This window comes from Flavobacterium luteolum (assembly GCF_027111275.1).
Lineage (GTDB): Bacteria > Bacteroidota > Bacteroidia > Flavobacteriales > Flavobacteriaceae > Flavobacterium > Flavobacterium luteolum.
This window is the reverse complement of the sequence record NZ_CP114286.1, coordinates 597,194-616,177: the sequence shown is the minus strand read 5'-3', so window position 1 is coordinate 616,177 and position 18,984 is coordinate 597,194. Positions and strand designations below refer to the sequence as shown.

The 18,984-nt window shown below is 33.2% G+C and carries 22 protein-coding genes; 4 read left to right on the top strand and 18 right to left on the bottom strand.

The window, feature by feature from the left end; translation table 11 throughout:
• Window positions 1-37: 37 nt before the first annotated feature.
• From OZP10_RS02380 to OZP10_RS02365, 4 genes are all read right to left on the bottom strand, one after another.
• Window positions 38-1,366 (bottom strand): aldehyde dehydrogenase, encoded by a 1,329-nt coding sequence (locus tag OZP10_RS02380; protein ID WP_281633347.1) that lies wholly within the window; start codon window positions 1,364-1,366, stop codon window positions 38-40.
• Between the two features lie 76 nt (window positions 1,367-1,442).
• Window positions 1,443-2,132: an RluA family pseudouridine synthase gene (locus OZP10_RS02375; protein WP_281633346.1), complete on the bottom strand. Its 690-nt coding sequence runs from the start codon at window positions 2,130-2,132 to the stop codon at window positions 1,443-1,445.
• A gap of 191 nt (window positions 2,133-2,323) precedes the next feature.
• Entirely contained in the window at window positions 2,324-3,142 is an 819-nt protein-coding gene (panB, locus tag OZP10_RS02370; RefSeq protein ID WP_281633345.1) for a 3-methyl-2-oxobutanoate hydroxymethyltransferase, read from the bottom strand.
• A gap of 333 nt (window positions 3,143-3,475) precedes the next feature.
• A complete protein-coding gene (locus OZP10_RS02365; protein ID WP_281633344.1) occupies window positions 3,476-4,903 on the bottom strand; it encodes an L-serine ammonia-lyase in 1,428 nt (475 codons plus the stop codon).
• Window positions 4,904-5,200: 297 nt separating this feature from the next.
• Between OZP10_RS02365 and OZP10_RS02360 the strand changes: the two genes are divergently transcribed.
• The 4 genes from OZP10_RS02360 to OZP10_RS02345 are packed head-to-tail and all read left to right on the top strand — an operon-like array spanning window position 5,201 to window position 9,156.
• Window positions 5,201-7,348, top strand: a complete 2,148-nt coding sequence (locus OZP10_RS02360) for a cation:proton antiporter (protein WP_281633343.1) — start codon at window positions 5,201-5,203, stop codon at window positions 7,346-7,348.
• A gap of 11 nt (window positions 7,349-7,359) precedes the next feature.
• Window positions 7,360-7,818, top strand: coding sequence for a hypothetical protein (locus OZP10_RS02355; RefSeq protein ID WP_281633342.1), 459 nt, complete (start codon window positions 7,360-7,362; stop codon window positions 7,816-7,818).
• Between the two features lie 47 nt (window positions 7,819-7,865).
• Entirely contained in the window at window positions 7,866-8,741 is an 876-nt protein-coding gene (locus OZP10_RS02350; protein ID WP_281633341.1) for a hypothetical protein, read from the top strand.
• A 55-nt stretch (window positions 8,742-8,796) separates the two neighbouring features.
• A complete protein-coding gene (locus OZP10_RS02345) occupies window positions 8,797-9,156 on the top strand; it encodes a VOC family protein (protein WP_281633340.1) in 360 nt (119 codons plus the stop codon).
• Window positions 9,157-9,238: 82 nt separating this feature from the next.
• On the opposite strand, the gene OZP10_RS02340 is transcribed toward OZP10_RS02345, so the two are convergent.
• The 14 genes from OZP10_RS02340 to OZP10_RS02275 all read right to left on the bottom strand — a co-directional run bounded on the left by OZP10_RS02340 (window position 9,239) and on the right by OZP10_RS02275 (window position 18,893).
• Window positions 9,239-9,922, bottom strand: coding sequence for a 2'-5' RNA ligase family protein (locus OZP10_RS02340; protein ID WP_281633339.1), 684 nt, complete (start codon window positions 9,920-9,922; stop codon window positions 9,239-9,241).
• 9 nt (window positions 9,923-9,931) lie between these two features.
• Window positions 9,932-10,831, bottom strand: a complete 900-nt coding sequence (locus OZP10_RS02335) for a TlpA family protein disulfide reductase (RefSeq protein WP_281633338.1) — start codon at window positions 10,829-10,831, stop codon at window positions 9,932-9,934.
• Window positions 10,832-10,872: 41 nt separating this feature from the next.
• On the bottom strand, window positions 10,873-11,241 hold the full coding sequence (locus OZP10_RS02330; protein ID WP_281633337.1) for an iron chaperone: 369 nt from the start codon (window positions 11,239-11,241) through the stop codon (window positions 10,873-10,875).
• A gap of 201 nt (window positions 11,242-11,442) precedes the next feature.
• A complete protein-coding gene (locus OZP10_RS02325) occupies window positions 11,443-11,910 on the bottom strand; it encodes an SRPBCC family protein (protein WP_281633336.1) in 468 nt (155 codons plus the stop codon).
• Window positions 11,911-12,021: 111 nt separating this feature from the next.
• Window positions 12,022-12,603, bottom strand: coding sequence for an LOG family protein (locus OZP10_RS02320; RefSeq protein WP_281633335.1), 582 nt, complete (start codon window positions 12,601-12,603; stop codon window positions 12,022-12,024).
• A gap of 46 nt (window positions 12,604-12,649) precedes the next feature.
• Window positions 12,650-13,174 carry a GNAT family N-acetyltransferase gene (locus OZP10_RS02315; protein WP_281633334.1) on the bottom strand — a complete coding sequence of 175 codons (525 nt, stop codon included), beginning with the start codon at window positions 13,172-13,174 and terminating at the stop codon, window positions 12,650-12,652.
• A 31-nt stretch (window positions 13,175-13,205) separates the two neighbouring features.
• Entirely contained in the window at window positions 13,206-14,330 is a 1,125-nt protein-coding gene (locus tag OZP10_RS02310; protein ID WP_281633333.1) for a lactonase family protein, read from the bottom strand.
• A 186-nt stretch (window positions 14,331-14,516) separates the two neighbouring features.
• Window positions 14,517-15,620: an MBL fold metallo-hydrolase gene (locus OZP10_RS02305; RefSeq protein ID WP_281633332.1), complete on the bottom strand. Its 1,104-nt coding sequence runs from the start codon at window positions 15,618-15,620 to the stop codon at window positions 14,517-14,519.
• Window positions 15,617-16,042, bottom strand: coding sequence for a DUF1801 domain-containing protein (locus OZP10_RS02300; RefSeq protein WP_281633331.1), 426 nt, complete (start codon window positions 16,040-16,042; stop codon window positions 15,617-15,619). Before OZP10_RS02300 ends, OZP10_RS02305 begins: the two co-directional genes overlap by 4 nt.
• 6 nt (window positions 16,043-16,048) lie before the next feature.
• Window positions 16,049-17,089 carry a serine hydrolase domain-containing protein gene (locus OZP10_RS02295; protein ID WP_281633330.1) on the bottom strand — a complete coding sequence of 347 codons (1,041 nt, stop codon included), beginning with the start codon at window positions 17,087-17,089 and terminating at the stop codon, window positions 16,049-16,051.
• 195 nt (window positions 17,090-17,284) lie between these two features.
• Window positions 17,285-17,653: a nuclear transport factor 2 family protein gene (locus OZP10_RS02290; RefSeq protein ID WP_281633329.1), complete on the bottom strand. Its 369-nt coding sequence runs from the start codon at window positions 17,651-17,653 to the stop codon at window positions 17,285-17,287.
• Window positions 17,654-17,732: 79 nt separating this feature from the next.
• Entirely contained in the window at window positions 17,733-17,945 is a 213-nt protein-coding gene (locus OZP10_RS02285; protein WP_281633328.1) for an ArsR family transcriptional regulator, read from the bottom strand.
• A gap of 6 nt (window positions 17,946-17,951) precedes the next feature.
• On the bottom strand, window positions 17,952-18,368 hold the full coding sequence (locus OZP10_RS02280) for a hypothetical protein (RefSeq protein WP_281633327.1): 417 nt from the start codon (window positions 18,366-18,368) through the stop codon (window positions 17,952-17,954).
• Window positions 18,369-18,404: 36 nt separating this feature from the next.
• Window positions 18,405-18,893, bottom strand: a complete 489-nt coding sequence (locus OZP10_RS02275; protein WP_281633326.1) for an SRPBCC family protein — start codon at window positions 18,891-18,893, stop codon at window positions 18,405-18,407.
• Window positions 18,894-18,984 lie beyond the last annotated feature (91 nt).

Here is an 18,984-nt window from a genome sequence, read left to right as displayed (position 1 = left end):
AAAATCTATAAAACATTCCGAAATGTTTCTAACTGATTTATAACCAGTCTAAAATTCGTTTTATTGAAACCAGTTTGTCTTTGTAAGGTGCATAACGCATAGGCAAATCCAACCAGTTTCCTTTTTTTACAATTGCTTTATGATGAGAAAATGTGTCGAAGCTTCGTTTGCCATGATAAGCTCCAATTCCGCTATGACCAACACCGCCAAAAGGTAATCTATTGTTAGAAAAATGAATCACAGTGTCGTTGATACAGCCACCTCCAAAGGAATATTTTGAAAGTAATTGCTGAACGAATGAATTATTTTCGCTAAAAATATAAAATGAAAGAGGTTTCTCATATCGGCTGACAATCTTTTCGATGTCATTTTCATTTTCGTAAACTAGAATTGGAAGAATCGGACCGAAGATTTCTTCTTTCATAACCGGACTGTCCAAATCTGGCTCTTCAAGAAGTGTTGGGGCAATATAAAGTTTGTTGGCATCGCTTTCTCCTCCAAATAAAACATGTTCATTTTGAATCATATTGGTTAGTCGGTACCAATTTTTTGTATTTATAATTCTAGCGAAATCGGGAGATTTGTCTATTTTTTTGCCATACGCTTTTATGATTTCCTCAATTAGATAAGAAATGAAATTAACCTTCATGTTTTTCTGAATCAGAATATAATCAGGAGCAATGCAAGTTTGGCCAGCATTGATAAATTTCCCCCAGACAATTCGTTTTGCGGCGAGCTTTAAATTGGCAGTTTCGTCAATTATACATGGATTTTTCCCTCCTAATTCGAGCGTAACAGGAGTTAGGTTTTCTGCTGCTGTTTTTGCAACAATTTTACCAACAGCGACACTTCCGGTAAAAAAGATATAATCCCAGCGCTGTGCAAGCAGTTTATTAGAAACTTCAATTCCGCCTTCAAAAACTTCAACATGATTAACATGAAAAGTTTTTTCTATAATTTTTGCAATTACGGCAGAGGTATGAGGCGTAAGTTCAGAAGGTTTTAAAACTACTCTATTTCCTGCAGCAACTGCAGCAACCAGAGGACATAAAGCCAGCTGAAAAGGATAATTCCAAGGCGCAATAATCAATACATCTCCGTAAGGTTCTTTGTAAATGTAATCGCTAGAAGGAAAATTAAGAATGGATGGAAGGACACGTTTGGGTCTTGCCCATTTATTGATGTTTTTTATAACATCTTTAAGCTCTGAAATGACATAATTGGTTTCGGTCAAAACAGCTTCGAACTCCGGTTTTTTAAAGTCATCGTACAAAGCTTTTACAATTAAATCTTCACTTTTCTGAATATTGTACAATAACTTTTTTAGAGTTTCCTTTCGATATCCGATGTTACTTTTATAATCCATTTTCCGATTAGCTTGTTTTTTACTCCATGCAAGTTAATCGATAAAATTTAAAAATTTAACAATTAAATCATAAAAATCATACAGCATTCCAAATTGGATCATCTGGCGTAGGAGCAATAATCGTAACGTTTTCTTTAGAAACAGGATGCACAAAAGTGAGTTTTCTGGCATGAAGATGAATTCCTCCATCCGGATTGCTTCGGTCTGCGCCATATTTAAGGTCTCCTTTAATTGGCGAACCAATTGCAGATAACTGTGCACGAATTTGATGATGACGCCCCGTATGTAAATTGATTTCGAGCGCAGTATAATTTTGAAGTTCTTTAATTATGGTATAATCTAAACTTGCTAATTTGCTATCAGGAACTTCTTTTAAATGTGCTTTTGAAGTATTATTTTTTTCATTTCGTTTTAAATAATGAACCAGTTTAGCAGACGCTTCAATTGGTTTATTCTTTACAACAGCCCAATATGTTTTTTTTGTTTCGCGATTACTAAACAATTCATTCATTCGCGATAAAGCCTTACTGGTTCTCGCAAAAACTACAATTCCTGTTGTTGGTCGATCCAAACGATGAATAACACCTAAAAAAACATCACCAGGTTTATTGTATTTGGCTTTAATGTATTCTTTTACAACATCAGACAAAGGTTTGTCGCCTGTTTTATCTCCCTGTACAATATCACCCACACGTTTATTGACCACAATTATGTGATTGTCTTCGTGTAAAACTTGGAGATTGTCTTTAGTAGAAATAATTTTCATAATGAGAATTTCGAATTATATATAAAGATTTGGCTAAAGCCTTTTAGAGATCTAAAAAAAGATACCTCCAGCTAAAGCTGGAGGCAATTCAAAAATCTTTGAACCTTTGTTCCTTTGCTTCTTTGAACCTAAAAACTTAGTCCCGATAGTTATCGGGATAGCAACTCAGAACCTTAGTATCTTAAAAAAAATTAGTATTGTTCGCTAGCGTTCGGAAAATCGCTAGACTTAACATCTGCAGCATATTGACCAATTGCTTGTGTCATTTGTTCGTATAAATTTAAATAACGGCGTAAGAAACGCGGACTAAACTCATTATTCATTCCTAACATATCGTGAATTACTAAAACTTGACCGTCAACACCGCCTCCGGCACCAATTCCGATAACAGGAATAGAAATGCTTTCTGCTACTTTTTTAGCAAGAGCAGCTGGAATTTTTTCCAAAACAACAGCAAAGCACCCTACTTTTTCAAGCATTTGAGCATCTTCAATTAACTTGTCTGCTTCTTCTTCTTCTTTGGCACGAACAGTATAAGTTCCGAATTTATAGATAGATTGAGGAGTTAGACCTAAATGTCCCATAACTGGAATTCCAGCATTTAATATTTTTTTGATAGATTCTTTAATTTCTTTTCCACCTTCAAGTTTCACAGCATGCGCACCACTTTCTTTCATGATTCTGATAGAAGAACGTAAGGCTTCTTTAGAATCTGACTGATAACTTCCAAAAGGCAAGTCAACTACAACCAAACCTCTTTCTACAGCGCGAACTACAGAAGAAGCATGATAAATCATTTGATCTAAAGTAATTGGCAATGTTGTTTCGTGACCAGCCATTACGTTTGATGCCGAATCACCAACTAAAATTACATCGACACCAGCGGTATCAACAATTTTAGCCATTGTATAATCGTACGCAGTAAGCATAGAGATTTTTTCTCCATTGCTTTTCATTTCAATTAATGACTTTGTTGTGATTCTTTTATAATCTTTTTTTGCTACTGACATTTTATTGTTTTTTTGATAATGTAAAAGTATTGAATAATTGTAGAATGGGAATCAGCAATAATAGAATATTTCGATAGAAAATAGTTTACTGTCTTTAAATTCTAATCGGAATAGCCTGTGTTCCATTATGATACTATAAGTGTGAGGTGATTTTAGAGAAGCTTCAGTATAAGCTCTATGTTTTTCAATGAAAGCTTTTTCAGACAGTGTATGACATCAAACAATAAAAAGATTGAAAACTTGTAATTATTTCTCTTTGATTTTGTTTTTTTTTGCCACAGATTAAAAAGATTTTCACAGATTTTTATTTTTAATCTGTGGCAAATAAAAATTTTAGCAATCAGCCATATTTACAGCGATTGCAAGACCTCCTTCAGAAGTTTCTTTGTATTTTGAATTCATATCTTTTGCTGTTTCCCACATTGTGTTGATCACTTTGTCTAAAGGAACTTTAGCATTTTTAGAATCAGTTTCTAAAGCTAATTCAGCAGCATTTATCGCTTTAATTGCACCCATTGTATTTCTTTCGATACAAGGAATCTGTACCAAACCGCCAATTGGATCGCATGTTAAACCTAAATGATGTTCCATTGCGATTTCAGCAGCCATTAAAACCTGAGCAGGAGTTCCACCCATTAATTCGCAAAGTGCCGCCGCCGCCATAGAAGACGAAACGCCAATTTCGGCCTGACATCCGCCCATTGCAGCAGAAATAGTGGATCCTTTCTTGAAGATACTTCCAATTTCGCCTGCAACCATCAAAAATTGTTTGATTTCTTTTTCGCCTGCATTATGGTTTTCAATTACCATATAATACATTAAAACGGCAGGAATTACACCAGAACTTCCGTTAGTTGGAGCAGTTACAACACGTCCTAAAGATGCATTTACTTCATTCACGGCAAGTGCAAAACAGCTTACCCATTTTAAAATTTGACGAAATTTAACTTCAGTTTTTCTAATTTCTTCCAGCCAACTTTGCGGGTCGGTATAATTGGATAATCCGATTAGATTTTGGTGCATATCAAAAGCCCTTCTGCGTACATGAAGTCCGCCAGGAAGAATACCTTCAGAGTGACAGCCAATGTACATACACTCCAGCATGGTGTTCCAGACACGCATTAATTCGGAATGCACTTCGGCTTCTGGACGCATCGAAATTTCATTTTGATATACAATTTCAGAAATTGATTTGTTTTCTGTAACTGTATAATTCAATAATTCAGCAGCGTTTTGAATTGGGTAAGGAAAGGCGCATTTTATGGCTTTTTTTTCTTTAGCATTTGTACGCTCTTCTTTTACAACAAATCCACCACCAATAGAATAAAAAGTAGATTCGTATTCTGAATCATCAGACTTGTAAGCTGTAAATTTCAATCCGTTTGCGTGAAACGGAAGAAAGTCTTTGTTGAAAACAATGTCTTGAAGAAAAAAGAACGGAATCACTTTTTTGTTGCCCAAATTGATTTCGTTTGTGGTTTCGATTTTTTTAATAATTCCTGCGATATCTTCAACAGGGATATATTCAGGATCTTGTCCGCTCAATCCGAGCATAACGGCAAGATCTGTTGCGTGGCCTTTTCCAGTTAAAGAAAGTGAGCCATATAAGTCGACTTTTACTCTTGTAATATCGTCTAAAATTGCTTCGTCTTTGAGCTCTTCCAAAAAACGTTCGGCAGCACGCCAAGGACCTAAAGTATGTGAGCTTGAAGGGCCAACGCCAATTTTAAGCATATCAAAAACAGAGATACATTCTTCCATTGTTTAGTTTTTGTTAAGACAAAGATAATCGAATAATGCAACGATGATTTATTTTTTAATGTTAATCTTGCGTATTTGTTAAAAATTATATTAAAATTTAATAATTCGGCAACGAAATAAATTTAAAACCTTAATATGCGGTTTCCGTTAAAAGTTAGTGTTTTTTCGGTATTTTTGTAAAAGAACGAGTTGCATTTAATGCTTCGCTCTTTAATTATTAATACTTCATGGATTTTGTTTGAATTCTGAGAATGTCTTTTTACAAATATGAATACCACAAGAAGATAAAGTTACTATATGATAGAATTTTTCAGACATCTATTACAAGAATTCGAATTACCTTTAAGCAACCCTGTATTGATTTTTTCGTTAATACTTTTTATAATTCTGCTTTGTCCAATTTTACTTAAAAAGATTAACATTCCCGGAATTATTGGACTTATTATTTCAGGAGTTATTATCGGTCCGCACGGTTTAAATATCTTGGCAAAAAACTCTGCGGTTGATCTCTTTTCGACTATTGGTCTTTTATACATTATGTTTATTGCTGGACTAGAATTGGATATGAATGAGTTTAAAGCCAATCGAAATAAGAGTTTGCTTTTTGGTTTTTTTACGTTTATTCTGCCACTTTCCATAGGATTTCCAGTTTGTTTTTATTTGCTTCAATACGATTTTAATGCCAGTTTCTTAACAGCAAGTATGTTTGCGACCCACACTTTGGTTGCTTATCCGATTGTAAGTAAACTGGGAATTGCCAAAAACCAAGCGGTTGCCATTACAGTAGGAGGAACCATTTTGACCGATACTGCGGTTTTGATTATTCTAGCCGTGATTATGGGAAGCGCTCAGGGGAATTTAAATCAGGCATTTTGGATTAAACTAACAATTTCCTTAGCGATTTTCTCTGCTATTATGTTTGTGGTTATTCCGAGAATTGCTAAATGGTTTTTTAAGAAACTAGAAAGTGAGAAACACGCCCATTATATATTTGTACTTTCTGTCGTGTTCTTTGCTGCCTTTTTGGCCGAAGTAGCAGGAGTAGAGCCAATCATTGGAGCGTTCGTAGCAGGTCTGGCTTTAAATCCGTTAATTCCCCATTCATCTGCTCTGATGAATAGAATTGAATTTATGGGGAATTCGCTATTTATACCGTTTTTCTTGATTTCTGTTGGAATGCTAGTTGATGTCAGCGTTATTTTGAGCGGACCTACAGCTTTGATTGTGGCAGGAACTTTAAGTGTTGTAGCGATATTCGGAAAATGGATTGCTGCATTTTTTACTCAAATTGTTTTTAAATACACCAAAACCGAAAGACAGCTTATTTTCGGATTGAGCAGTGCACACGCTGCTGCTACTTTAGCTGTTATTTTGGTAGGTTTTAAAGCCAAAATTTTAGATGAAAATATTTTAAACGGAACTATTATCCTGATTCTGATTACTTGCATCGTAGCGTCGTTTGCGACTGAAAAAGCGGCTAAGAAAATTGCTATCTGCGAAGAAGAATTCTCGCATGAAGATACTGGAAGAGATCAAATTTTAGACGAACATATTCTGATTCCACTGGCCAAAACTTCTGCAGCAGCAAGTTTACTGGATTTTGCCCTTTTGATAAAAGATAAAAAATCATCTAACCCAATTACTTTATTAACAATTGTTCCTAACAATAATCAGGCAGAAAAGAACATTTTAAAATACAGAAAAGCGGCTGATAAATTTGTTATTCAAGGTTCAGCTTCAGAAGTTAAAATCAATACTATTGCCAGAATTGATCATAATCCTGCGAGTGGAATTGCGAGAACTTCTAAAGAAATCATGTCTGATATTGTGATTGTAGGCTGGCCAAGAAAAACAGGTTTTATTGATAAAATATTTGGAGAAAATGTCGATTCAATAATTAATAATGTTGATAAAAGTTTGTTTATCTGTAGATTCCAAAAGAATTTTATAGAAGAAAAAAGATTGGTTTTTGTCTGCCCTCCATTTACTGAAAGAGGCGTTGGTTTTCATTTACTGCTTCAGAAAATATGTCGTTTATCACAAGAATTAAGTATTCCAATTGTGGTTTATGCTGAATACAAAACGCATGAATCCATTCAGCAGATTGCGAATAATTTGAAATTAAACGCCAAATTAGGATTTAAAAATGTTTCTGACTGGGAAGATTTTGAAAGCATTTCAGACGAAATAAAACCAACAGATTTGGTAGTCTTTAATCTTTCTAGAAAAGGTTCTGTTTCGTATCAATCTATCTTTGATAAGTTGCCACAGAAATTCGAAAAATACTTCGATAGCAACAACGTAATACTGGTGTACCCGCAAGACGATCGCAAAGAAAGCGCAATGGATGCTTATGAAGATTTTACGGCATCGCCTCTAGCAAAAGGAATTGAGGCAATAGAACAGATTGGTCGAGGTATTGGAAGTATATTGAAAAAGAATTAAATTTCATTTTAATGAAAATCTCGAGCGTTTTATTAATTTTTGCTTTTGCACTCATTTTTTTGAATTGTACTAACAAAGTAAAACAGGAATCAGATTTGAATTCTAAAATGCCTGATATTGATAGCGTTGCAAGATCTGCAAAAAGAGAACTGCCTGAGAATTTTGATGAGTTCAATAAAAAATTCCACTCAGATTCAATTTTTCAGGTTTCGAGAGTTGATTTCCCTATTGAAGGAAAGCATATCACTGGTTTTGAGCAGAGCAATTGGACGCGAAAAAACTGGCAGTTTCAAGTAATTCCGGTTGCTGAAAAAACTGAAATAGGAGAGTATCAACATTCAATAATAAAAACGGATACATTAATTACGGAGAAATTTTGGATTGATAACAGCGGTTTTGAAGTCGAAAGACAATTTAAACTGATCAAAAATAAATGGTTTTTAATTTATTATAACGACATAAATTTGTAATCTTTCAGAAGCGAATAAGTTTTTCAATAGTATATCAGAAAAAATAAATGAGAGAAAAAATAGTATTAATTGCATTGTTGTTTTTGTCAGGTTGTGCTTTTGCACAAAGAAACTTTACTCATAAAGTTCGTTTGCCATCAGACTTTACAACACCTTCCAGCTTAAAAGATGGTAAAATAGTTACACTTACTAAAAATGATAGTGTAGAATTAATTGGAAAATGTAAAAAAGGATGTGATTTTAATATTATTAAGCTTAAGAAATATAAAGATGAATCTTTCTCAGTAACACAAGTTAGATCATTTGATAAGGAAGTTGTGCTGGAGATTTTGTTTGATAAAAATGATATTGATAATTTAACTGCGAGGCAAAATTATTTGCTAAGTGATACTCTCGATACCAATAACTATAAAAATATTGATTTTGTTATTCCTGCAGGAAAGCGAATCGAGTTGCTATCTAAAGGAAGTAAATACTCGAAAATCTCTGTGTTTAAAGATAAAAGCTGTTTTGTTGGATTTGTTGAAAATGAAGCAATAAAGGATGTCAAATTTAATAATAAATCTAAAATTGTTTCTGTCGATTGTAGAGATAATTCATTGGTAAGAAAAGAAATGTATGACGATTTTGTGGAAGGTACTTACAAGGCAGTTGTGCATTATGGAAATCAAGTTACACAAGAAACACAATTTGACGTAAAGTATGATCAAAATTTGCTTAAAGTTAAAGGCATAATTTTTAACGAATTTTACAATGAAAAGAAAACAGACAATTCGTCAAAATATGATTCCTTTATCTCTATTCTGATTTATGATAGAAAAGACAAAACATTAAAGTATAATGATTTTGTTTATCAATTTGGTGTCGTAAACGATAGAGAAACGAGAGATGGTTTAAAATATAATATTGTGAAAGTTAAATAAAGGGTTTTATTTCTTTTTAACTTACAAAAAATAGTAATCTTAAATAAATACTGAAATGAATCACAATGCTAAGTCAATACGTCCTTTTATTGGTTCCAAAAATTTTGAAATCTCAAGAAGCTTTTATCGTGATTTAGGATTTGAGGAAATAGTTTTAGAATCTAATTTCTCAGTTTTTAAAACGGGAGAAATCGCTTTTTATCTCCAAGATTATTACGATAAAAGCTGGAACGAAAATACTATGATTTTTCTCGAAGTTGATGATGTGGATCGTTATTATAATGAATTAGCAGCACTCAATTTGACTGAAAAATACGGTGTAAAACTAACCCCAACTCGTCATTTAGATTGGGGAAGCGAATGTTTCCTGCACGATCCTTCGGGAGTTTTATGGCATTTTGGAAAATTTAAATAAAGTTGGGATTCTATTTTTCGCCACGAATTTTCACGAATTATTTTTTTATTCACTTCAATAAAATTAGTGGCAAGCAAAAAAATCACCTCAATCCAAAATCACCCAAAACACGTGTAGTGCTTTTACGCTGATACCAGTCATTATAAACCAATTCTAAGTTTTTAACCTCAAATTCTCCGAAATCATAATCACGGAATTTTTCTGCAATTCCCATCAGTTTTTTAGGATCATGAAGTTTTTCTTGAAAGCGCATTATGGTAGAGTGTGCGGTAGAAATTTCATATCGGCTGTCTATCGATTGCTGTAATCCTGAATTCTTGAAATTTTCACGAAGTCTGTTTCGTAAATTATGCAGTGTTTCATCACTTGGAAATCCCTGAATCATAATTGCCGATGGAGAAGCAGTTACACCTTTATAATGAATTTTAATTTTTTCAACATTAACAAGACTTCTGCAAATTACCTCAATATATTCGTTCGTTGAAATCTGATTCAAAGTAAATTTATCCGAACAAGAAATAATTGACATTACTGTAATATGAATATCTGAATCGGGATAAAAATACTGCTCAGGTTCCGCTTTTTTTAATGCATTGATAAATTGCTGAATATTAGCTTTAATTTCCTCATTTGGGCGAATAAGCAGTGTGATTCCAAAACGGGAATCTGATTCATTTTTAAGTTCAGAATCGATTGAATATTTTCCTGCCGAAATGATTTCAGAAGATGTTTTGTAAAGCTGATTGTAATGTTCGGTTAAATTCATTGATGTATATTATTCTGCTTCAAAAATCGATTTTAAAAGCTTTTGTAAATCATGTTTGTTGCTTTCTCCGCTGCCTTTCCATTTCCCAATAATAATGCCGTTTTTATCGATAAGAATTTTATGAGGAATTCCGTTAACAAAATAATCTTTATCAATAGAACTATTATTCTCTAAAATTGAAATATGTTTCCAAGACTCGATTTTATCTTTAATAATAGCCTTTTTCCAGGCATCTAAGTTTTCATCTCTAGTAATGCTTATAATTTCGAAGCCAAGTGATTTATAATTTTTGTATAATTCCTTAATATAAGGTAATTCTTCGCGGCAAGGAGCACACCAGCTAGCCCAGAAATCTATTAAAACATATTGTTTGTTTTTAAAATCAGCAAGCGAAATGGCATTGTTATTAATATCTTTCAGATTAAAATCGGGAGCTTGACTTCCAACTTTACTTTGTTTGAAATATTTTAGTTTCTCGGACATTTCCTGCCCTTTTTCTGAATTCCTTATTTCTGGAGTGAAATTTTCAAAAACTTCCACAAAAGTGTCATAAAAATTCATTCCAATAAAACGATTAACAGGAACTCGTATTAGTTGTAAAGCGTGGTATGAACTAGGATGGTTTTTAGCAAAAACAAAATCAAGTTTTAATTCTTCAATATCATTTTGATCTTTTGCGTTTTCTAATTCATCTAAACGAAGCTTTAATTGATTTTTAATTATGGAGTCTTTTTCAAATTCAATTTTTAAATAAACTTCTTTTTGCAACTTTATAATTGAGTCACGAACTTTTTTTGTGGGTTTATGAAGTTCTAAAATTTCTTTTTCAATTGTAGTTTCGTCTTGAGCAAAACTAGAATAGCTTACAAAAAAGGTATAAAGTAAAAAAAGAAGATTTATTTTTTTCATTAAATAAGACTTTGTAAATGATAAGAAAATAGATTTTAGAATTATTTCTTTTTGGCTTTTTCAAGATTTTCTTTGACTCTAAACTTTACAATTTCAGTAATCAAATCATAAGGCATTGGATCTTTTAATGGAAATTGAACAGAACCTTTTCCTGATTTATATTTAGAAAGTTTTGCGGCAAAAGCTTCATGTCCGCTTGGCAAAGCGTAAAGTCCGATATGGTTTTTGAAAGCAGCAAAATAAACTACAATACCATTTTGCTCAAAAGCTGGCATAGAATAGCTAATTTTTTCCTTAGCATTTGGCGCTGCTTGATGAATCGTTGCTCTAACATTTTCTAAAACTTCCTGAACGTCATTAGGAAATCCGCCAATGTATTCGTCTATATTTTCCGGCTTTTTTACTTCCATTTTCTTTTGTTTTTAATTGTTTCAATTTGCCTTTCTTTGTAGTTAAATTTTTACCGCAAAGTGCGCTAAGGTTTTTTTTAATACGAAGATTAAGCAAAATCTATATTTTAAGTTCGCAAAGTTTTGTGTAGAAAATGCTTTGCAAACTTTTCATTTTAATGACTCTCAAAAAAACTTTGCGCTCTTTGCGGTTAAATGAAATTAAGCAAGACCTTTCGGAAAACGATCCAAAACCAAATTCAATTGTAAACGATGCTCCAAATAAGCTTTTGCACCCGCTAAAACCAAAGTAAAACCTTCAGTTGAATTGCGAACCTGATCAATTATTTTGTCTGAATCTCCATGAAAACCAGAATTAGTAATGCTCACAAAAGTTTCATTTTCGTTTAAAGGACTAAAAACCCATTCTACCAAAGTGATTTCATCTGGATTTCCCCATTCAATGACAATCTTTTTATTTTCCTGTAAAACTAGCGTGGTAACCGAAAGCGAAAAACCATACATTTCCCAAGTCCATTCGGTTTTTTGATTTTCTTCTAATTTTCCGGATCCTTTTGTAAACCAAAATTTACTCGTTATCTGCGGATCAATAAAAGCCTGAAAAACTTCTGAAACAGGTTTTCGAATCAGCATTTCGGCTCTTGCGAATTTGTTATTTTCTGTTTTCATTTCTTTTGAAGTTAGATGTTGTTTGTTAGAAGCGAGATGGATTTGTAAATATAACTCTAAATTTTGTAGTTTTTATTCTGAACAGGCAACTCTTAACTCATAATTCACAATTTATAACTTTTTTTTATCAATCCATTTTCCAACAGTTGGCGCAACATAATTCTTCATTTGCTCCAGCAAATCGTCAATATTTTCACTAACTAAAAGCATTTCTCGATTGACTTCTTTGAGTAATCCTTTTTCTGTCATGGTTTGCAATAAATTTATTAGCGAATCGTAGAAACCGTTTACGTTTAAAATAGCAATCGGTTTTTTATGCAATCCTAATTGCGCCCAAGTCAGCATTTCAAAAAGTTCTTCTAGTGTTCCAAAACCGCCAGGAAGTGCAATTACACCATCGCATAAATCGTTCATTTTGGTTTTTCTTTCGTGCATGCTTTCTACCAAAATTAATTCGGTTAAACCCAAATGAGCAATTTCTTTAGATCTTAAAAAGTTTGGAAGTACGCCAATTACTTTTCCGCCTGCATTTAAAGCTCCATCTGCAACTGCGCCCATCAAGCCTACATTTGCACCGCCGTAAACTAATTCTATATTTTGTTCGGCCAAAGTTTTCCCTAAAGCTGAGGCTTGTTCTTCGAAAATTTTTTCAGTGCCGAAACTAGAGGCGCAGAAAACAGTTATTCTTTTCATTCTTTTTTGTGAAATGTTAGATGTGAAATGGTAAATTAGAAGTATTTTACTTTTTTTTCAATTCATATTCGAAATAAGGAAAATCAGTGCCGTTAATAATAAATGTCAGTTCGTTGATTTTTTCCGCTCCTAGCTTTAAAACGGCTTTTTGAGAACGGTAATTTTCAGCTCCGATATGAAAAAGCACCGAATTAACATGCTGGAAAGCATAATCCATCATTAATCTCTTATTTGAACTATTATATGGTCCGCCCCAATATTTTCTTGTAATGAAAGTATAACCAATTCCAACATTCGATTTTTCTGGATTGTAGTCATAAAAACTTGTTGTTCCCATAACTTCATTGGTTTGTTTATCGAGAATTAAGAAGGAACTTTTTGTAATTATAATGTCAAAATAAGTTTTAAAACCTTCTCTTGTATATCGGTCTTTTACAGGATTCTGTTCCCAAATTAAAGGATCGGAAGCTGCTTCAAACAATGCTTCAAAATGTTTTTCTTCTAGCGGAATTAATTTTGAAATTTCGTTTTCTAAAAAATCTGGCTGTAAATTGAAGTTTGATATTTGCATTTTTTATGGTTTTTTGATTAATGGTTTGTGGTTAAATTTTCTTAATCTTCACACAGGAAACATTCTCCATTTTTACTTCTTTTCCTACTTTCTTTAATAATCCCGTTTTCAGATTTCTTTTAAAAACTATAATATTACCCGTTAAAACATTCGAAGCAACTAGAAATTTTCCGCTTTCGTCAATAGCAAAAATACGAGGATGTTTTCCTAAAGTAGATTGATAACCAATGTTTTTCAAAAGTCCGTTTTCATCAATAGAGAAAATTGCGATATTGTTTTCCTTGCCTCGGTTTGTGGCGTAAAGAAACTTTCCGTCGGGAGAAATATGAATATCAGAGCTCTCAAAACCTTCTTTAATTTTGTCGGGATGTGTGGCAATGCGCTGTATTTTTTTTAAAATGCCATTTTCATAATTGTAAACACTTACTTGTCCAGCCATTTCTTCAATGCAATATCCCCATTTTTGATTTGGGTGAAAGGTAAAATGTCTTGGTCCAGCTTCCAAATCGGTTTTGGTAAATGGATTTTGAGTTTCTATTAAAGGTTTTTTCTGATTTTCATCAAAAGCATAACAGCGTATTTTGTCGGCGCCTAAATCGGGTAAAAACAAATAATCGCACTGTGGAGAAAATACGGCAGAATGCACATGAGATTTGGTTTGTCTTTCTTTATTGACGCTTCCATCTGTATATTGAAAATTCTGCGCAATAGAATCAATTTTACCATTTTCTAGAAGCGGATAAACCGATACGCTTCCTTCTGTATAATTGGCATTTGCCAACCATTTTCCGCTTTTATGAACGCTGACATACACAGGATTTTCGCCACCGCTTCTCTGGCTGTTTAAAAAAGTCAAAGTTTTTGCTGTTGCGTTAAATTCAAAACTGCTTACACTTCCTGCATTTGGTGTTTTGGTATCTGTACACGCATACACATATTTCCCATTTGGAGAAACCGTCAAATATGACGGATTTACAATATTTTTAACCGACGTAAATTTGGTTAGCTTCCCACTCAAAGTATCCAATTGATAAACCTGAATAGCCTCTGCCGATTTATCACGATTATATGATCCTAAAAAGACATAAGTGTTTTGAGAAAAGGCATTGGTTATTAAAAGGAAGAAAAAGGATAGAAATATTATTTTTTGTTTCACGGTTTTTAGTTTGTTTTTGGTTTTAGAGTTTCAAGATTCAGGTTTCATGTTTTGTTCACTTTTGTCAGGCTGAGCGAAGTCGAAGCCCTAGTGCCAATTGGAGCGCCCTTCTCCCGAAGCCTCGGGATCGCTCAGGGTGACATTGCATAGATTTAGAACTCATAATTCATAATTAACAATTCATAATTAATTAACCCCTTTCCACCATTGTTTAAATTCTTGTTTGTCATTCTTCAATTCAACAATTTCGCCAATCATTGGTGTAATTAGTGGAACTGGATTTTCAGATAAACGATTCAATTGAGTCACTTTATTTAAAGGTTCATCCCAAGAATGTAACGATAAAGCAAATTTTGAAGAATGTACAGGAAATACTCTTTTTGCTTTCAGATCTTTCATGGCTTTTATAACATCTTCCGGCATGTTGTGAATGTATTTCCATTTTTCATTGTACTGGCCGTTATCAATTAAAGCAATATCAAATGGGCCATATTTTTCACCAATTGCAGCAAAATGAGAATCATAGCCGCTATCTCCGCCTAAATACATTTTAAAATCTTTAGTTTCGAGAATGAAAGAAGTCCAGAGCGTATTGCATCTTTTAAAACCTCTGCCCGAAAAATGTCTTGATGGTGCAGTATGAATTGTCAGATTTTCATCTAATTTGATAGTGCTGTACCAATCTTTTTCAATGATATTTTCAGATGGAAATCCCCAGAATTCCAAGTGCGAACCCACACCGAGCGCCGTAATTATTTTTTTAGTTTTAGGTTTTAATTTTAGAAATGTATCGTAATCCAAATGATCATAATGATCATGTGTAATCAATAAATAATCAATTTCTGGAAGATCGTCAACCGTGTAAATATCTGTTCCTTTAAACGATTTTGTTGTGCCAGGAATAGGAGAGGCGTTACCGCTAAAAACGGGATCAATTAAAAAGCGTTTTCCTTCAAGCTGAATAAAATAAGACGAATGCCCAAACCAAACCAAAATATCTTGATCTAGAGGAAGCTCCAATAAATTGGTTTTTACAGACGGAATAAGATCGGTTGGAATTTTTCGATCTACTTTCTTGAAGAAAAATTCAAACAAAACTCCAGCCATAGTTGCTCCTTCAGCGAGATCGGGCGTAAAGCTCTGGTTTTCGAATTTTCCGTTTTTAAATTGTGGCGAATTTTGAATTTGAACTAGTCTCGCTCCCGAAGGCGCTTTTCCGAATTTTGGATGTTGCAGAAACATATAAATTGCAAAACCAATCAGCAATAATAGAATTACGAATGTTGTCATTTATTTTGAGGATATAAATTTTGGGTATATTCAATTGAAAGTAAAATTATCTTTTTTAAGATTTCAATATCAATATCTTCGAGTTTTTTAATGTAAATGCATGCCTTAGACGAAGTATGTTTTCCAAGTTTAGATAAAAGTTCTTCTCTTTTTTCTTGTGGCAGATAAAAATAAACGGTCATGGCTGTTTTTCTTGGCGAAAAACCAGCCAACGGAGCATCTCCTTCGTGACCGCTGTCGTATTTGTAATGATAGCTTCCAAAACCAATAATGCTTGGTCCCCACATTTTGGGCTCAAAACCAGTTGCTTCTTGAATTATTTTTAGAAGTTCAAAAGCGTCGTTTCTTTTAACTTCATTTTCGACAGCGTTAATAAAATCAGTAACGCTATTTTGAGTTTCTGTGGTTTTATTTTTTGCCATTTTAGCTTACTTTTTCTTTAATAAATTACTTTTTAAAAGAATGTTTTTGATTTTAAACTCAGTCGCATAAAACAAACTGGCATCTTCGGGCATCTGATTTTCCAATACAATCAAACTTACATCACTTTGTGGGAAATACAAATTTACGCCAGAAAACCCGTCTCCCAAACCTGTATGTCCAAGATATTTAACGGATTCTTCTTCTACAATTCGAATTCCGTATCCATAAGGTTGCTTTTCTTTTCCGAAGAAATTATGCTGAGATAAAATGGTGTTTTTAGTTAATAACTGATACGATTCTGGTTTTAATATTTTTCCTTTATGAAGATTATTGTTCCAAATAGCAAGATCAGAAACGGTTGAAATAATGCCGTCTGCACCTAAAGTTTCATCTGTGATTTGTCTTGAAGTATCGGGTTCCAGTTGATTTTTTATGTTATAATAGCCTTTTGCCAGATTTTGTTCTTTATCTTTTGAATAACAAAAAGTATGATTCATCTTTAATTTCTTAAAAAGTGATTCGGCAACTTCTGTGTAGCTTTTTTTAGAGCTGAATTCGACAATTTTTGCAACCAGATTAAAACTTAGATTTCCGTATTTAAAATCGGTTCCCGGTTTAAAAGCCAATGGTTTTTCTAAATCGATAATTCCATGAGAATGGTTTAAAAGCTGATGAATTGTTACTGAATCTGCCCAAGTTTGTGTAAGTTCTGGTAGGTATTTTTTGATTGGATCATTCAAATCTACTTTTCCTTTTTCTACTTCCAACAACAGTAAAACGGCAGCAATTAATTTACTGTTGGACATGATTTCAAATTGAGTATCCATTTTTATAGGTGTTCTGGTTTCGAAATTCGAAAAACCTTCTGCTTTAGAATACAATGTTTTTCCGTTTTGAGAAATCAAAATCACACCATTAAATTTAGGGTTGGTGTTTTGAAGTAAACTATCAATACTTTTTTTATAATTGTCTTTTTTTTGAGCAGATGAATTGCAAGAAACAAAGATTAAAACTAATAATAAGGAGATTTTGGTGATGAAGTTCATTTATAATTGTTAATGGTGAATTTTTTTAGGTTTCGAGTTTCAGGTTTCAGGTTTCAGGTTTCGAGTTTCAGGTTTCAGGTTTCAGGTTTCAAGTTTCAAGTTTCAGGTTTCAAGTTTCAGGTTTCAAGTTTCAGGTTTCAAGTTTCAAGTTTCACGTTTTGTAGGTAACATGAAACCTGAAACTTGAAACAAAAATTAAAACATTCCATTTTCATTAATAGAATCTTTAGGAACAGGCTGTCCTAAATCCCAAAGTTCTACGATTTTATCGTCTTTGAATTTTAGAACATGCACTACTGCAAAACCTATATCTGATGGAGTTTGTTTGAGATGAGAGTGTACAGCAACGAGATTTCCATCTTCTAAAATATGATGAATTTTAAAAAGCTTATTCGGATTTGTTCTGGCAGATTCTTCCATGGCAAGCATTAAAGTGTCTGCATCGCCTTTGAAATAAGCATTGTGGTGTTTGAAATTCTTTCCGACATACAATCGAAAACCTTCATGAGGATGCCCTTTTGCTGCTAGTTTCAGGAAGTTTTTAGCGATTTCTTTCTTAGTCATAATTCAGGTTTTTAAAGTAAACTAAGTTATGAAATTAAGTGCTATAAATTTTGCAGAAAATAACAGTGAATTTATAAAATTAAATGGCTTCCGATTTGATTTTGGTAAGATCGATACCCAATTTGGCAAATTCTTTTTCGCCCAATTCGGTGATGTAAAAATGCTTATCTGAAGCCTCGTTTTTTGCAATCCATTTTTTGTCGGCAAATGTTTCCAAAAGAAGTTCGCCGAGTTTACCGCCAATGTGGCTGTAGCATTTTTTAGCTGGTTTTAGAGCGTTTTTGGTTTCCATTTTTCTTTAGATTTTCTTTTTTGAAGCGATTTTAGAAGCGAGATAAGCCATTGGTAGATAAGCAAAAACCAAATCGACAATGCTGAACCAGAGTGGAGATGGGAGTGTTAATACCATTGTTATGCCACCAAATAGAAAGAAAGCACCAATAATAAAAGCTAGTTTCGTTTTGTGTGAGGCAGCTGCTAATGCAGTTGTAAATGCTCCAGCGAAAGTTCCGATTGCGTGGGCTAAAAAAGGAAATAAAAAATGCTTTGGCTCGAATAAGTGCATAGTTGCTTGTAAACCTTCTGTAGTGGTAACATCGGCACCATTTGGAGGCGGAATTATAGAACCGCTTATTAAAATGATACTCATGTTGATAATACTTCCGATAACAAGACCTGCAATTATGGCCAAAGTATTTCTTAAAATAGGATTCATAATTTTCGTTTCTTTATTGTAACGAATTTATGAAATTTATTCTTTTGATGATAATGCTCTTTCGGTTTCTATTTGAGGTTTTCCAGTTGCATTTGGCTGTCCTTTTCCAGTTTCTATTAATTTTTTTAAACTGTTCTCGATATAGTTGCTCCAACCAGCTTTGCAGACGTCAAAACATTCGTATTCTGGAACCAGACCCACGTGTGTAAAAGTGAGTTTTGTTTTATCGCCTTCTTTCGAAATATCAAAAACGGCTGTTGTGTTGGTCCATTCCGTGTCGTCTTTGGTAAAACTGAAGTAATTTTCTTCAATCAGCCATACGATTTTTTGGTTTGGAACTACTTCAATTAGTTTTATTTTACAGCGATGAACATCTTCATAGTGGTATTTAAATTCGTCGCCTTTGTTTGCTGTTTTTCCTTCAATTTCTTCCGACCACCAGCCTTTAACGTTTTGTATAGCTTTAAAAACTTCTTCTGGTGATTGATTGAAAAGTATTGTTGTGGTAAAATCGTTAGTATTCATAATCAATTGATTTTTTTAAATTAGTAAAGTAAAATTACAATCTAAAAATCAATTGATTAAGGTGTTTTAGAGACAAATTTAAGGGGTGTTT